Source organism: Desulfosarcina sp. (assembly GCF_046496365.1).
Lineage (GTDB): Bacteria > Desulfobacterota > Desulfobacteria > Desulfobacterales > Desulfosarcinaceae > Desulfosarcina.
This window is the reverse complement of sequence record NZ_JAWOHB010000209.1, coordinates 1-15,444: the sequence shown is the minus strand read 5'-3', so window position 1 is coordinate 15,444 and position 15,444 is coordinate 1. Positions and strand designations below refer to the sequence as shown.

The 15,444-nt window shown below is 60.0% G+C and carries 13 protein-coding genes; 11 read left to right on the top strand and 2 right to left on the bottom strand.

Going from position 1 to position 15,444, the window contains the following annotated elements; translation table 11 throughout:
* Positions 1-174 precede the first annotated feature (174 nt).
* The 11 genes from R6V78_RS20440 (at position 175) to R6V78_RS20390 (ending at position 14,041) form a co-directional block, all read left to right on the top strand.
* Complete coding sequence (locus R6V78_RS20440) at positions 175-579, top strand: NADH-quinone oxidoreductase subunit A (RefSeq protein ID WP_410291244.1); 405 nt, start codon at positions 175-177, stop codon at positions 577-579.
* Entirely contained in the window at positions 558-2,942 is a 2,385-nt protein-coding gene (locus tag R6V78_RS20435; RefSeq protein WP_410291243.1) for an NADH-quinone oxidoreductase subunit B/C/D, read from the top strand. The genes R6V78_RS20440 and R6V78_RS20435 overlap by 22 nt, the downstream gene beginning before the upstream one ends.
* A gap of 31 nt (positions 2,943-2,973) precedes the next feature.
* Positions 2,974-3,450, top strand: a complete 477-nt coding sequence (gene nuoE / locus R6V78_RS20430; protein WP_410291242.1) for an NADH-quinone oxidoreductase subunit NuoE — start codon at positions 2,974-2,976, stop codon at positions 3,448-3,450.
* Entirely contained in the window at positions 3,447-4,724 is a 1,278-nt protein-coding gene (locus R6V78_RS20425; RefSeq protein ID WP_410291241.1) for an NADH-quinone oxidoreductase subunit F, read from the top strand. Before nuoE ends, R6V78_RS20425 begins: the two co-directional genes overlap by 4 nt.
* A gap of 243 nt (positions 4,725-4,967) precedes the next feature.
* Complete coding sequence (locus tag R6V78_RS20420; protein ID WP_410291240.1) at positions 4,968-7,400, top strand: 2Fe-2S iron-sulfur cluster-binding protein; 2,433 nt, start codon at positions 4,968-4,970, stop codon at positions 7,398-7,400.
* A 78-nt stretch (positions 7,401-7,478) separates the two neighbouring features.
* A complete protein-coding gene (gene nuoH, locus R6V78_RS20415; RefSeq protein ID WP_410291239.1) occupies positions 7,479-8,468 on the top strand; it encodes an NADH-quinone oxidoreductase subunit NuoH in 990 nt (329 codons plus the stop codon).
* Positions 8,469-8,584: 116 nt separating this feature from the next.
* Positions 8,585-9,169 (top strand): NADH-quinone oxidoreductase subunit NuoI, encoded by a 585-nt coding sequence (gene nuoI / locus R6V78_RS20410; RefSeq protein WP_410291238.1) that lies wholly within the window; start codon positions 8,585-8,587, stop codon positions 9,167-9,169.
* A 642-nt stretch (positions 9,170-9,811) separates the two neighbouring features.
* Entirely contained in the window at positions 9,812-10,339 is a 528-nt protein-coding gene (locus R6V78_RS20405; protein WP_410291237.1) for an NADH-quinone oxidoreductase subunit J, read from the top strand.
* Positions 10,336-10,656, top strand: a complete 321-nt coding sequence (gene nuoK, locus R6V78_RS20400; protein ID WP_410291236.1) for an NADH-quinone oxidoreductase subunit NuoK — start codon at positions 10,336-10,338, stop codon at positions 10,654-10,656. The genes R6V78_RS20405 and nuoK overlap by 4 nt, the downstream gene beginning before the upstream one ends.
* Positions 10,657-10,658: 2 nt before the next feature.
* A complete protein-coding gene (locus R6V78_RS20395; protein ID WP_410291235.1) occupies positions 10,659-12,563 on the top strand; it encodes an NADH-quinone oxidoreductase subunit L in 1,905 nt (634 codons plus the stop codon).
* 2 nt (positions 12,564-12,565) lie between these two features.
* Positions 12,566-14,041 carry a NuoM family protein gene (locus R6V78_RS20390; protein WP_410291234.1) on the top strand — a complete coding sequence of 492 codons (1,476 nt, stop codon included), beginning with the start codon at positions 12,566-12,568 and terminating at the stop codon, positions 14,039-14,041.
* Between the two features lie 207 nt (positions 14,042-14,248).
* Here R6V78_RS20390 and R6V78_RS20385 read toward each other — a convergent pair whose 3' ends face one another.
* Positions 14,249-14,680 carry a hypothetical protein gene (locus tag R6V78_RS20385; RefSeq protein WP_410291245.1) on the bottom strand — a complete coding sequence of 144 codons (432 nt, stop codon included), beginning with the start codon at positions 14,678-14,680 and terminating at the stop codon, positions 14,249-14,251.
* 55 nt (positions 14,681-14,735) lie between these two features.
* Positions 14,736-15,444: penicillin-binding transpeptidase domain-containing protein (locus R6V78_RS20380; RefSeq protein ID WP_410291233.1), on the bottom strand; the 709-nt coding region annotated here is incomplete at its 5' end.

The window sequence follows — 15,444 nt, the reverse complement described above, 5'->3', positions numbered from 1 at the left end:
CTTCAAAAGTATGCCCATGTCCAGCGGCTGGCTCGGCCTCATCCGGCTTGACAAGTCCCGACGCTCCGATCTACAATCGCACACACCGTCCATTGCGGATGCGTCGATCAACAGGGTTGTTTTTGCTTGCCTGATCCTATCTGAAACCGACATGTTCACACCGAAGGTGATTGGATGCACGCCGTTGACGTCCAAGGTGCTCTTGACCCATGGCAACCCGGTCTCTTCAGCCTTATCCTATATGCGGTTGTCGTCATGGGGCTGGCAATCGTGCTTCTTTTTCTGTCCCGCTGGTTGGGCCGGCAGCAGCCCAGCCGTGAAAAGCTGCGTGTTTATGAAAGCGGCATCATCCCCACCGGCCAGGCCAGACTGCGCTATCCGGTTCCTTTTTTCATGGTGGCCATCTTCTTTTTGATCTTTGATGTGGAGGGCGCCTACATCTTCTCATGGTCCGTGGCCAGCCGGTCGCTGGGCTGGGCCGGATGGTTTCAGATCGAATTCTTCATCGGCGTCCTGATTGCCGGCCTGGTTTACGTCTGGGCGAAGGGAGGCCTTGATTGGGGTCCGAAGCGCAATTGAGAACGGATGCCGTCCTTGCCGGTGCGGACCTTGTGATCAACTGGGCGCGCAAGCACAGTCTGTGGCCAATGTTTTTCGGCCTTTCCTGCTGCTTTGTGGAAGAGGCCACCGTCTTCACCGCCCGCTACGACATCGCCCGTTTCGGTGCCGAGGTGCTGCGCCCCTCTCCCCGCCAGGCCGACCTGCTGATCACTTCCGGAACCATTTTCAAAAAGATCGCCCCGGTGGTCCTGAGGCTCTACGAGCAGATGGCCGAGCCCAAGTGGGTGATCTCCATGGGCTCGTGTTCCAACACCGGAGGCATGTACGACGCCTACAGCGTGGTCCAGGGCGTCAATCAGATCCTGCCGGTGGACCTGTACATCCCCGGCTGCCCGCCGCGGCCGGAAGCGGTTCTGGCAGGATTGGTCCAGCTGCAGCAAAAGATCGTCCAGGAAAAACCGGCCCGGCCCGTCTTTCACCTGACCGGCGGCACGCAGGGAACCCAGCAGCCGGTGCTGGTGGACGGCGTCTCCAAAAGTCGCGACCCGCGCGGACCGGGAATGGCCGGCACCGCTATTCGGGGCACGTCGGTGATCCCGCCGCACTTTACCGGCAGCCGCAGCGACGGGATGTGGGCCCCGCCGGCGGCTGAACGGTGCGGGACCCAGACGGATCTGCAGTTGGCCGAAAGACTGCAAAGCCGGTTCGGCGATGCCATCCGCCCCGTTTCACCCACCAGCGATATGGCCGCTTTCAGCGTCGCCGCCCGGGTCATCCGGGACGTGCTGGCCTATTTGAAAAATGACGCAGTGCCGCGATTCCGGCGGCTGGACGACCTAACCGCCATCGATGAATCGGCTCGCCGGGAGTCCAAACCGGAGGGTAATTTCACCCTGGTTTACCATCTGCTGGCCTTTGACCCGCCCACCCGTGTGCGCCTGTGCGTGCCCCTGACTGGCGAATCCCCCACTGCCCCCAGCGCTACCGGCATCTGGGCTGCCGCCGCCTGGTATGAGCGCGAAGTCTACGACATGTTCGGTATTGGCTTTGACGGGCACCCGGACTTGCGCCGGATCCTGATGCCGGACCACTGGCAGGGCTACCCGCTGCGCAAATCCCATCCCGGTCGGGCTACGGAAATGGCCCCCTACACGCAGTCCGACGCCCGGCGCCTGCAGCCGCGCGACGGCGGCTTTTTTATCAAGGACCCCGACGGCCGGCAGGATCTGATTCTCAATGTGGGCCCCCACCATGTGAGTACACACGGTCTGATTCGCTACGTGCTGGCGCTGGACGGCGAGACGATCACTGACATGGACATCGAGATCGGCTACCACCACCGCGCGGCGGAAAAGATCGGCGAGCGCCAGACCTGGCACCAGTTCATCCCCTACACCGACCGGGTGGACTACCTGGCCGGGGCGGCCAACAACCTGCCCTACGTAATGGCCGTGGAGACGCTGACCGGCATCGATGTGCCTTCGCGCGCCCAGTGCATCCGCGTGCTGCTCAGCGAGCTGTTTCGCCTGAGCAACCACCTGGTCTGGCTGGGGACCTATGCCCATGACGTGGGCGCCATGACGCCAACGTTCTACACCTTCCATGAACGCGAGATGATTCTCGACATCGTCGAGCTGATCACCGGCGGCCGTCTACACCCCTCATGGTTCCGCATCGGTGGGGTCGCTGCCGATCTGCCCCCGGGGTGGAAGGCCGCCGTGGACACCTTCACCCGCATCTTCGCTGCGCGGATGGATGAGTATGAAGCCCTGATCACCCGCAATCCCATTTTTCGCGCACGAACCATGGGCGTCGGAGCGATCGGGTTGGACGATGCCGTCGAGTGGGGAATCAGCGGCCCCAATCTGCGTGCCTGCGGCCTGGCCTGGGACCTGCGCAAAGCTTTTCCTTACAGCGGCTACGACCAGTTCACGTTCGACATCCCCACGGCCGAGGGCGGCGACTGCTACGCCCGCTACCTGGTGCGCATTGAAGAGATGCGCCAGAGCCTGGGCATTATCTGTCAGGCGGCCGAGCAGATGCCGCCGGGACGCACGGTTACCGAAGATTGCCGCTACGTGATTCCGGCGCGCAAGGATATGCTCACGGATATCGAGACCCTGATCCATCACTTTATCAATGTGTCCCGGGGACCCAAAATTCCCCCGGGCCAGGCCTATGCCGCCTGCGAGATCCCCCGCGGGGAACAGGGTTACTTTGTGGTCAGCGACGGGCTCGGTTATGCCTACCGCATGCGCATCCGGGCACCGGGATTCGCCAATGTGCAGGCGCTGCCGCTGATGGCCAGAGGATGGTCGCTCTCCGATCTGATCACCATTATCGGGTCGGTGGACTATATATTGCCGGATGTTGACCGTTAGGAACTGCTTTTTTTAAGGGTGTGGCGCGTAAATGTTTCCGGAAAAATTAAAATGCGAACTCACCGCTCAGATCGCCCGGGTGGCCCATCCACGTGAAATGGCCATCGACGTGATCAATGCCCTGCAGGACCATTACGGCTACTTTTCCGACGAAGCCCTGGCCATGGCAGCTGAACTGCTGGGCATGTCTCCCCTGGAAGTGGAGGAACTGGCCACGTTTTATACCTTCATCTACCGGGAGCCGGTGGGAAAATACGTCATTCACGTCTGCGACAGTCTGATTTGCTGGATGGCGGGCGAGGAAAATCTGGTGGCGCACCTGTGCGACCGCTTGGGCATCCGTATGGGTGCAACCACTGCCGACGGGCTGTTCACCCTGCTGCCGGTGTGTTGCATCGGCTACTGTGACCGGGCCCCGGCGATTCTGGTGAACCGCAAGGTGTACGGACCCTTGACCATCGCATCCCTGGACCGGCTGATTGACAAGCTGCGGAAGGATCACGCGTGACCGGAAGGTATCCCCAGGTATTGCTCAAACACCGCAAACCGGACCGCATCACTACCCTGGCGGAGTACCGGGAAAACGGCGGATATGGCGCCTTGCGGCAGGTGCTGATCGAGATGGACCGCCAGGCGGTCAAAGCCAGTCTGACGGATGCCCTCCTGCTGGGGCGCGGCGGGGCGGGGTTTCCGGCGGGGATCAAAGTGCAGACCGTGGCCGAGGATGCGCCCTTTCCGCGCTTCATGGTCTGCAACGCCGACGAGATGGAGCCGGGAACCTTCAAGGACCGCGTGTTCCTGCATGCCGAACCGCACATGCTGATCGAGGGTATGACCTTGGCGGGCTACTCCATCCGGGCCTCCCACGGCATCGTCTTCATCCGCCCTGAATATGAAAGCGCGGCCAAGATCCTCGAACGTGAGATTGATATCGCCCGGCGGGAGGGATTGCTGGGCCGGCATATCCTTGGCAGCGACTACGACTTCGAAATCGCCGTGCATCGCAGCGGCGGCCGTTACATCTGCGGCGAGGTGACCGCCCAGCTCAATGCCCTGCAGGGTCGGCGGGCCAACCCGAAACAACCGCCGCCCTATGCGACCGACAAGGGGCTGTGGGGGCTGCCCACCCTGGTGAATAACGTGGAGACGCTGGCCTGCATCCCCCATATCGTTAAAAACGGGGCGCAGTGGTTCAAGGATCTGGCCCTGTCAGCGGATGCCGCCGGTACCAAACTCTTCTGCGTGTCGGGCCGGGTGAACTCACCCGGATGCTATGAACTGCCCCTGGGTATATCACTCTCGGAGATTATCGAGACCTGCTGCGGCGGCATGAAGGACAAGGCACGGTTCAAGGCCTGCCTGCCGGGTGGTGCCTCCACCGGATATTTGACGGCGGCGCACTACCATATCGCCATGGATTTCGATTCCCTCAAGAAAGTGGGCAACCGTCTGGGAACCGGAGCCGTCATGGTGTTCGACCATCACACCTGCATGGTGGCCGCGACGTTGAACCTGACCGAATTTTTCGCCCGGGAGTCCTGCGGCTGGTGCACGCCGTGCCGCGAGGGGTTCCCCTACCTGCGCGACCTGTTGTGGCGCATCGAAAACGGGCAGGGCGAGGCGGATTTCATACCCATGATCAAGACCATGTGCAGGCACCTGTGGAAATCCTACTGTGCCTTTGCGCCCGGTGGGGTGGCCCCCATCGAAAGCCTGCTGGAACACTTCGAAGACGAGGTGATGGCGCATATTGAGGGCAGAGGATGCCCGTTTTCAGGCTGAAGGCTGAAGATTTTCAGGGAGTGGTTTGTTCAGGATCCAAGGGTTGATGGTTCCGTAAAAAGTCGAAATTTCAGGTTTATTGTCATCCTCGCGAAGGCGGGGATCCATAAGATTCAGATAGTTATAGACTCCCGCCTCCGCGGGAGTGACACTGTTTGTGACTTTTTACGGGTTCATCAAGGGTTCGAGGGGTCAAGGATTCATGGGAAAAGCACAAGATCGTAATTTGGATTGATATAAACAATGCCGACACTCAAAATCGACAACCGAAAGATCGATGTCCCCGGCGGCACCAAGGTTATCGACGCGGCCGAACGGCTGGGCATCGTGATTCCCCGCTTCTGCTTTCACCCGGCCCTTGGATCGGTGGGAGCCTGCCGGGTGTGTGCCGTGGCCTTTACGGAGGGGCCGATCAAGGGCATCCAGATGAGTTGCATGATCGAGGCCCAGGATGGCATGGTGGTCTCAACCACCGATGGCGAAGCCGTGGATTTCAGACGGCACGTCATCGAGTGGCTCATGCTCCACCACCCGCACGACTGCCCGGTGTGCGACGAAGGCGGCCACTGCCTGCTGCAGGACCTGACCGTTGCCGGTGGCCATGGTCAGCGCCGCTACCGGGGTCGCAAGCGCACTTACCGCAATCAGGACCTGGGGCCGCTGGTCCAGCACGAGATGAACCGCTGCATCCAATGCTACCGCTGTTCGCGCTACTACCAGGAGTTCACCGGCTACCGCGATCTGGGGGTGATGGGCATCGGCAGCCGGGTCTATTTCGGCCGCTGTACATCCGGTGTGCTGGAAAGCCCCTTTGCCGGGAACCTGATCGACATCTGTCCCACCGGTGTCTATACCGACAAGCCTTCGCGCTACCTCGGACGGCGCTGGGATTACGAGCGTCGGGCATCCGTGTGCATTCACTGCTCGCTGGGGTGCAACCTGACGGCATCGGCCCGCTACCGGCAGGTCGTGCGCCACGAGGCCCGGCCCAACCTTGCGGTCAACGGCTATTTCATCTGCGACCGTGGGCGCTACGGATACGCTTACGCCGGCGCCGTCAACCGTCCCCGGCAGGCCATGGCCACCGGGACACCCGCTGACGGGGGCGACATTCTTGCCGCTGCCCGGGAAGCCATCCAACAGACAGCTGTGCAATATGGCCCCGGCAGTGTGGCGGCTGTGACCTCGGTACGCGGCAGCCTGGAGACCCTGGCCATGGTCACGCGGGCCGGCCGTGAGCACGGCTGGACCGGGCCGGCCGTGGCGCCCACCGACCGTCAGGTGTTGAATCTGAAAACCGCCGTGGACTGTCTCAGACCGGATCTGGCGGTTTCTCTGGCTGCCGATACCGCGGCCCATGACGTGCTGGTGATCGGTGCCGATCCGCTCAACGAATCCCCCATGCTGGCCCTTTCGCTGCGTCAGGTGCAGCGGTATGGCGGCCATGTGACCGTGATCGATCCACGCGGGGTGAGGCTGCCCTTCGATTTTGATCACTGGGCGGTTCATCCGTCGGCCATAGGCGCCATTTTGGAGGCCCTGATTCAAGAGATTCGCGGCAGCGGGGCCCCAGCGCCGGCGGCAGCAGCGGGATTCGATCTAATCGCTCTGGCCAGGCGCTTGAACGGCAGCCCCCATCCGGTGGTTGTCTGCGGCACCGACGTCCTGACATCACGCGAAATCGCCCTGGCTGCCGATCTGGCCGGGACCCTTTGCCGGACACACAAAGTCGCCGGGCTGTTTTATACGCTGGCCGGAGCCAATGCGTTTGCCGCCGCCCTGATCGGTGAGGAAGCGTTGTCCATTGAGCAGGTACTGAAACGCATCGAAAACGGTTCGGTGCGAATGCTGGTGGCCGTGGAAGCGGACCTGTGGAGCGCCTTTCCCGACCGGGCGCGGCTGCGGGCGGCCCTGAAGCGGCTGGAACATCTGGTGGTGCTGGATTATGTGGACACCCCGCTTAACGGCCAAGCGGACTATTTCGTGCCGACCCAGACCATTTACGAATGCGGCGGCCATTGGATCAATCAGGAGGGCCGCCTGCAGGCCGCCGATGCCGTGATGGCGGGCGGTGAGCCCATCGAAATTACAGGCAGGCGCGATCATCCGCCGCGGGTGTTCGACAGCCGCATCCCGGGCGGTGCGCCGATGCCCGCCTGGCAGGCCATGGAAGCCCTGGTCGGGGAGGTCAAAACCACCCGCGACGCGACCGGGGTGCTGAAGGACGCCCTGGTCGATTTTCACGCGGCGGTTTGCCTGCCCGAGGCCCATGGGCAAGGCGAGCGCATCCATCTGGACAAGATCGACCATCCATCCGCCGGAACCTTACCGCCGGCGGCGGAAATGGCTTCGTCGGGTGCGGATATCGTCCTGCTGCTGGTGGACCGGACCTTCGGCACCGAACCCCTGTCTGCCCTGTCACCGGCCTTGAATCAGCTGGAGGTACCGCCCTGGGCCTACCTTCACCCCGAAACCATCGCCCGCTTGGGATTGAAGGAAAATGAAAATGTCACCATTTCGAGCGATGGGGGCCGGCTGACGCTGCCGGTGCAGGCCGATCCGAAAATGGCCCCGGGGGTGATGGTTGTTCCCCGGCACCACCGACTGGACTGGCAGGTGGTGGGGGAGACACGCATCTTGTTGGACAGCCGGCAGATCGCGGTTGATGGCCAATAAGTCAGCAGCCTGGAATTGGGTTTCAAAACGGGTTGCATGCTGCCACGGTGAAATTTCATGGATTCAAACGGGTAACCAATGGACACCCTGATCGGCCTCATGATCCTTGTGGTTAAAATCGCCGTCATGCTCGGTGGTTTGCTGCTGGCGGCCAGCTACCTGGTGTGGCTGGAGCGCAAACTGCTGGCCAGGCTTCAGATTCGCCTCGGCCCAAACCGGGCGGGCATCTTCGGACTGCTGCAGCCCATCGCCGATGCCATCAAACTGCTGACCAAGGAAGATGTCGTACCTGCAGCGGCAGATGGGTTTATTTTCCGCCTGGCCCCGGCCGTGGTGGCCGTGACGGCCATGCTGATGTTTGCCGTGGTGCCTCTGGGGCCGGATATCCGGGTCTTTGGCCGTGCCGTGCCCATGGTGGTCGCCGACCTGAACGTTGGGGTGCTTTATGTGTTCGCCCTGTCGTCGCTGGGCGTCTACGGGGTTGCCCTGGGCGGATGGGCCTCCAACTCCAAATTCGCCCTGCTGGGAGGCATCCGCGGTGCGGCCCAGATGATCAGTTATGAACTGGCCCTGGGGCTGTCGCTGGTGCCGGTGGTGATGCTGGCCGGATCGTTCAGTTTAACCGCCATCGTGAACGCCCAGGCCGGCGTGCCCTTTATTGCACTCCAGCCGGTTTCGTTTGCGATTTTCATGATCAGCGCCATGGCCGAGAGCAAGCGCATCCCCTTTGACCTGCCCGAAGCGGAAAACGAATTGGGCGCCGGATTCCACACCGAGTACAGCGGCATGCGCTTCGGCCTTTTCTTCCTGGGCGAGTATGTTCACATGCAGGTGCTGGGGGCGCTGACGGCGGTTTTTTTTCTGGGCGGCTGGCGGGGGCCGTGGCTTCCGCCAGTGGTCTGGTTGATGCTGAAAATATTCATCGTCGCCGTGATCATGATCTGGGTCCGCGGCACGCTGCCACGGCTGCGCTACGACCAGCTCATGGCCCTGGGCTGGAAGGTCCTGATCCCGGCGGCATTGATCAACATCGTTTTGACGGGCGTCTTTATCAATATCGCCGGTTGAGCCGCAGGCGCGGCAGCGTGCTGCGATAAATTGTCATTCCAGGCTACGTTGTCGCAGTTTGGAAGCCGCTTCCGAATAAGATACGAAAACGGGTTAACCAATCCACCAAAGGTGACATGCGCGAAGATAAAAAAATAACTGACGAAAAACCCTTGAAACCTGCTGAAAGTTCGGGATGGTCGGCCCTCAAAGCCCTGGTGGAAGGATTCGCCACCACGGCCAGGCACCTGGCGCGCAAGCCTGTCACCGAGCCCTACCCGGAGTTCAAGCGCCAACTGCCCGAACGTTCGCGTGCCCGCATCGTGTTGACGCGGGATCCCGACGGCCGCGAGCGTTGCGTGGCCTGTTACCTGTGTTCGGCGGTCTGCCCGGTGAGCTGCATCAGCATGCAAAGCGCCGAGCAGCCCGACGGGCGGCGCTTTGCGCGCTGGTTCCGCATCAACTTCGGTCGCTGCATCTACTGCGGCCTGTGTGAGGAAGCCTGCCCGACATCGGCAATCCAGCTTACACCCGATTTCGAGAACGTGCAGCGCGACATCCTGACCATGGTATATGAAAAAGCGGACCTGCTGGTGGACGGCTGTGGCAAGGATCCGGATTACAATTTTTACGAATACGCCGGCGTGACCACCGCTGAACGTGCCACGGGCGAGCATGCCAGGGAGGCGCCGCCGGTGAACGTTAAGAGTAATTTGCCCTAAGCTTTCGTGAAATTGAACACGGGGCGGACCATACTGCATAAAACCCCGACCTGCCGGAGGCAAACCGTTGAAGGGTCATTCCATGCTGGGAGTTGAGAAAATGGAACTATTGCAGTTTGACTGGCAGCTTATCTGTCTTGAATTTTTGCACGCTCCTGTTTTTTAAGGAGTTAAAAGAACATGCGATAGAAAATGATAGCGGTGAAAAGTGATGGTTCCGTAAAAAGTCGAAATTTCAGGTTTATTGTCATCCTCGCGAAGGCGGGGATCCATAAGATTCAGATAGTTATAGACTCCCGCCTCCGCGGGAGTGACACTGTTTGTGACTTTTTACGGGTTCATCAAAAGTAGTGTCTGGAAAATATGCTGAGCAGTTCTTGAAGCAACGGGAGGCAATCGAGGCGGAACTTGAGAAGACGGAAAAATCCGTGACGCCTGGTCTTGAGGCGGCAAAAAAAAACGGAAGCGGCCAGAGACGCACACAGCCTCTGGATGGGAATAACCATGCAGGCCAAGTAAAAGCGCCCCCCATCCTGGCCGGAAAAGACGATTGCCGTATCCCTTTCGATTCAGGATACCGATGCCAATCTCCATGTTTCAAGGATAGAGATATCCAAAAACAATGAGAATCGTGATTGAGCCATGTCCATACTGACCCTTTTATTTTACGCGATCGCCCTGCTGATCGCTGCCGCGACGGCCCTGGCCGTCACCCGCCGCCATATGGTGCATGCGGTGCTCTACCTGGTGCTGTCGTTTTTCGGCACGGCCATGCTTTTTTACCTGCTGGGCGCGCCCTTTCTGGCGGCCCTGGAGATCATCATCTATGCGGGTGCGATCATGGTGCTGTTTCTGTTTTTGATCATGATGATCCGGCTGAAAAAGATGCCGGGTATGTTCTTTCCGGTCGGGCAGCTGCTGCCGGCCGTCTGCATTGGAGTTGGATTTCTGGTGGTGTTCACCGTGCTGGTTGGACAAGACCCCACGGGGTGGACGGCGATGCCGGCGGCCCAGGCATCGCCGCTGGACTTCGGTGTCTACCTGTTCCAGACGCACTGGCTGGCGGTGGAAATCGCCTCCATGCTGCTGCTGGTGGCCCTGGTCGGTGCCTATGTGCTGGGGTGCCGGGTCCGTCCGCCGTCGACCCCTGCGACCAAGGAGGCCCCGTGATCGTCCCCCTGAATCATGTCATGCTGCTTTCGGCGCTGCTTTTCACCCTGGGGATGTTTTGCACCCTGGCGCGGCGCAACCTGATCATGATGCTGCTGGGCATCGAGGTCATGCTCAATGCCGCTGCGGTGGCATTCGTGGGCGCCTCCTTGCACTGGCAGCAGATGGAAGGGCAGGCCATGGTCATTTTCATCCTGGCGGTCGCCGCTACCGAAGTCTCCATCGGTCTGGCCGCCATTCTGGTTCTTTACCGGCGCAGCCAGTCGGTGGATCCGGATATGGAAGCGGCGCTAGGGGAAGAAGGAGGATCGCGATAGCCATGCCACCGGCGACCCAACTCCCCATGAGCCTGATGGTCACCGCCGCAGCCCTGCTGCTGCCGCTGCTGGCTTTCGCCATCATCATGCTGGCCACCCGGTCGCACCATCGGCTTTCGGCGGCCATCTCCATCGCTGCCGCCGGCTTTTCCACCCTGGCGGCCGTCTACCTGCTGATACAGCACTGGCAGATGCAGACGCCGTTGGTATTCCAGACGACCTGGCTGGTTTCCGGGCAGATGGCCATCCCCATCGGCATCCTGCTGGACCCCCTGAGCCTGCTGATGTTCACCGTGGTGGCGGCGATCAGCCTGCTGGTGCAGATCTATTCGCTGGGCTACATGGCCGGGGACCCGGGCTTCGGGCGCTATTTTGGCTGCATGTCGCTTTTTGCCTGGGCCATGCTGACCCTGACGGTTTCCAGTTCACTGCTGCAGCTCTACATCTTCTGGGAGTTGGTGGGGCTGGCCTCCTACCTGCTGATCGGATTCTGGTTTGAAAGATTCAGCGCCAGTGAAGCCGGAAAAAAGGCTTTTGTAATGACCCGCACCGGCGATGTGGCCTTTTTGCTGGGACTGGTTCTGCTCTGGCTGCAGCTGGGGACGCTCGACATTCCGGTGCTGACCGACCCCTTAGCTGTGGAGGCGCAGCTGTCGCCTGGCATGATCACGCTGACCGCCCTGCTGATTTTCACCGGCATTATCGGCAAAAGCGCCCAGTTCCCGCTGCTCACCTGGCTGCCCGACGCCATGGAGGGCCCGACGCCGGTGAGTGCCCTGCTGCATTCGGCGACCATGGTGGCGGCCGGTGTCTTTCTGTTTGTTCGTCTCTTGGGCTTTTTTTCGCTGTCGCCGATGGCCATGACGGTCTGCCTGACCATCGGCACCATCAGCATGCTGCTGGCGTCAACCATGGCCATGGTGGCCCGCGACATCAAGCAGGTCTGGGCCTTTTCCACGATCAGTCAATTGGGCTTTATGCTCATGGGGCTGGGTGCCGGAGGCTTGTTCGCGGGCGCGTTTCACCTGATCACCCACGCAGGCTTCAAGGCGTTGTTGTTCCTGTGCGCCGGTGTGTTCATCCATCACTGCGGCACCAACGATATGTTTGAAATCGGCCGGCAGGGCGGGCGCCGGCTCAGGTCGGCGGTCGTCTGCAGCATCGTGGGGGCCGGTGCGCTTTCCGGGTTGCCGCCGCTTTCCGGATTTTTCAGCAAAGAGTTGATCCTGGGCCATCTGCTGGATAGCGGACACCCCGTGGCCTTTCTGGCAGCCGCGGCGGGCGCGTTTTTAACCACCTACTACTCGTTTCGCCTGATTTTCATCATTTTGTTTCCCCGGGATGCAACCGATGCTCCGCCAACAAAAAGCCACGATGGCCATCCCCATGCCTGGGGTGAACTGTCCATGAACGCGGTGTTATGGTGCCTGGCGGGCGTCACCGCCGTCCTTGGCTTTTTCCAGACCCCCCTGCACGATTTTCTTGCACGCGCCGGTGGTGCGGTCGCTGCCGGTATGCCGGACCACCACAGCTGGCTGCCGGTGGCCGCCTGCATACTGGCAGCCGTGGCCATATTCCAGGCCTGGTTCGAGTTCGGCCGCAAAAAAGCCCGCCAAATCGGCTGGGTGGAACGAATCCCCCTGCTGGCCGACCTGTTCGGTCAGCGCTGGTACCTGGACCGGTTTTACCGGATGGTGCTGGATACATTGATCTACCGGGGCGTATCGCGGCTCTTCACGGCCAACGACCGGCGGGTGATTGACGGCGCCGTGGACGGGCTGGGGCGATCGACCGCCGGATTGGGAAGGGTGGTCGCCTGGCTGCACAGCGGCATGATTCAGTACCGCCTGATGGTCATGTTTGCGGCAGTGATCGGTTTGCTTCTTTTTATTGGATGGGGTGGTTGAGCATGGCTTTCCAGCTGGCGGATTTCCCCTTTTTGACGACGCTGCTGCTTTGCTGCGCGGCCGGTCTGCTGGTGATTTTGTCGATTCCCGCAAGGCATGCACGGGCCATAAAAATCGTCAGTGCCGTATTCAGCGGCATGACCCTGGTTATCTCGATCTATCTGTTCCTGGCGTATGACCAGCAGGCGGGCGGGTATCAGTTCGTCGAACGCGTGGCCTGGGTTCCTGCACTGGGGATTGCCTATTTCAATGGGGTGGACGGCTTCGCCCTGCCCATGCTGCTTTTGACCGGCATCGTCTTTTTTACCGCCGTACTGACCATGTGGGAGCTGGAACTGCGTGTCAAGGAGTTCTTCGCGCTCATTTTTCTGCTCGTGGCCGGTGTGTTCGGCCTGTTCATGAGCCTGGATCTGTTTTTCATTTTCGTCTGGTTCGATGTCTCCCTGTTTCCCATGTATCTGCTGATCGCGATCTGGGGAAGCACCCGCAAGGAATACGGGGCCATGAAGCTGACCCTGTATCTGCTGGCCGGCAGCGCGCTGATTCTGCCGGCCATCGTTTACCTGGTGGCCCTTTCGGGATCCATGACCTTCGATCTGCTGGTCCTGATGGAAGGCGGGCGTTTCACGACGGCGCAGCAGCGTCTGGCTTTTTTAATGCTTTACATCGGATTCGGGATTCTGGCCGGCGTATTCCCCTTTCACACCTGGTCGCCGGTGGGCCATGTGGCCGCACCCACGGCGGTGTCCATGATCCACGCCGGCGTGTTGATGAAAATCGGTGCCTTCGGCATCCTGCGGGTGGCTATTTTTCTATGTCCGGAAGGCTGGCAGTTCTGGGCGCCGCTCATGGCCGTGCTGGCGGTCTGCGGCATTGTCTACGGCGTTTTCGTCGGGCTGAGCCAGACCGACCTGAAATACGTCATCGGCTACTCCAGCGTCTCGCACATGGGCATCGTCGGCCTGGGGCTGTCCACCATGACCGTCGACGGCGTCAACGGGGCGGTTTTCCAGATGTTTGCCCACGGGATCATGACGGCGCTCTTTTTTTCCTCGGTGGGCCACATCTACGACCGGACCCACACCAAAGCCATTGCTGAACTGGGGGGGCTGAGCCGTGTCATGCCGCGGGCGACCGCCTTTTTCATCATTGCCGCCCTGACCGGCATCGGCGTTCCCTGCCTGGCCAGCTTCTGGGGGGAGCTGGCGGTGTTCATGTCCTGCGTGCGGGTTTACCCAGTGGCCGGTGTACTGGCCATCGGTGCGCTGGCGGTGGGAGCCCTTTTCATGCTGCGTGTGGTCCAGAAGACCTGCTACGGGCCGCCGCTGGAAAAATTTTCCGGGCTGACGGATATCACGGCGGCGTTGGCGGTGCCGCGGGTCATCCTGGCATCGGTAATCGTGCTCTTCGGTCTTTTTCCGGGATTGCTGTTTGACATGATCCATACAGCCACGCTGCAATTGATCGGATTGCGATGAACTGGATACTGATTGCTCCCGAACTGATTCTTCTGTTGACGGCCGGGCTGTTTCTGGTGACGGCCTGCCTGAAGCCCGATCCTCGACGGGACTATCGATTGGCGCTGACCATGGCAGCTTTCAGCGTGGCGGCAGGTATTGCCTGCGCGACCTTGAGTGGCGACCTGTTCAACCATGTTTACCGGGTGGACCTCTTCTCGCAGGTATTCAAGGTGCTGCTCTCGATCGGTTTTTTTCTGGTCGTTGTTCTATGTGAGGACTTTTCCGGTGTAGCCCCCACGCGCCACGGGGAAGGCTTTTTTCTGCTGACCGTTTGCACCCTGGCCATGATGATTTTGGCCTCGGCGGTGCATCTGCTGGCATTGGTACTGGCCCTGGAGCTGTCCAGCTATTCACTTTACATTCTGGTCTTCCTGCGCCGGACAAACCTTGCTCCGATAACTGATCTCGTAATCCACAGAGTTCCACGGGGCCCAAGGCTTGATTCCCTACGTCCAAGGCAAGACGTCCTCCCCTCAAGAAATCGCCTTGTCGATTAATATGGTCGACCAAGGCTGCCTTCAACTCGAGCCAGGTACCATCTCCCAGGGTAACAAGTAATCCTTCGCGAATTCCTTTTATTTGGACGATTGCTGTCATCATTTCCTCGACACGAATTTCGATTATAGCACATCTGTCCAAAATAACTCGCCGATTATGGCGTTAAACTGGCATCTACTGCTCGTAGTTCGAAATATGCTTCCAGTGTTCTTCGCACAATAGGCCCTGCCACCGTTGAGCCCTCGGTACCGTTGTAGACAAAAGCGACGACCGCAATCTCAGGATTTTCATAAGGAGCGAATGCTACCGTCCAGGCGTGAGATGGCCAACTGCCCGGTTGGCACAAATTACGAGCGCTGGCGAATTCATCACAATACTCTGCAGTTCCTGTTTTTCCAGCCACAGCAATGCTTACACCAGCAAACTCCTTGACTAACGTACCCTCTAGTACCGCAAGGCGCATTCCTTGACGAATTTCATCAAAAACCCATGATTCGACAGTTCGTGTTTCTCCGGTCAGCTGACAACCTCGGATCGTATTATCCTCATATACCTGAATGACTGGATCGATGGTCAAATCCCAGCGCAATTGGGGTTGAAATGGTTGGATCACATTCCCCAAACTATCCTGAACTTGATATAAGATCGTGGGAGCCATTAAACGGCCATTGTTAGCAATCGTTGCAGCTGATAGTAGTACCTGCAATGGCGTCGCTAAGGCATATCCCTGCCCCACACTGACAATATAAGTATCCCCCGTAGACCAACTCTCCCCTTGATTTATCCGTTTCCAGGTAGGGTCGGGAATCAGTCCGTCAGCAGTATCAGGCAGCTCAACCTCGGGTGTAACATAACCAAGAGGA

Excerpts from the sequence above, each read along its gene's own strand:
- R6V78_RS20395 (WP_410291235.1), top strand. The coding sequence starts at position 10,659 with ATGCCACCGGCGACCCAACTCCCCATGAGCCTGATGGTCACCGCCGCA.
- R6V78_RS20390 (WP_410291234.1), top strand. The coding sequence starts at position 12,566 with ATGGCTTTCCAGCTGGCGGATTTCCCCTTTTTGACGACGCTGCTGCTT.
- R6V78_RS20385 (WP_410291245.1), bottom strand. The coding sequence starts at position 14,680 with ATGACAGCAATCGTCCAAATAAAAGGAATTCGCGAAGGATTACTTGTT.
- R6V78_RS20405 (WP_410291237.1), top strand. The coding sequence starts at position 9,812 with ATGTCCATACTGACCCTTTTATTTTACGCGATCGCCCTGCTGATCGCT.
- R6V78_RS20420 (WP_410291240.1), top strand. The coding sequence starts at position 4,968 with ATGCCGACACTCAAAATCGACAACCGAAAGATCGATGTCCCCGGCGGC.
- nuoE (WP_410291242.1), top strand. The coding sequence starts at position 2,974 with ATGTTTCCGGAAAAATTAAAATGCGAACTCACCGCTCAGATCGCCCGG.
- nuoI (WP_410291238.1), top strand. The coding sequence starts at position 8,585 with ATGCGCGAAGATAAAAAAATAACTGACGAAAAACCCTTGAAACCTGCT.
- R6V78_RS20440 (WP_410291244.1), top strand. The coding sequence starts at position 175 with ATGCACGCCGTTGACGTCCAAGGTGCTCTTGACCCATGGCAACCCGGT.
- nuoH (WP_410291239.1), top strand. The coding sequence starts at position 7,479 with ATGGACACCCTGATCGGCCTCATGATCCTTGTGGTTAAAATCGCCGTC.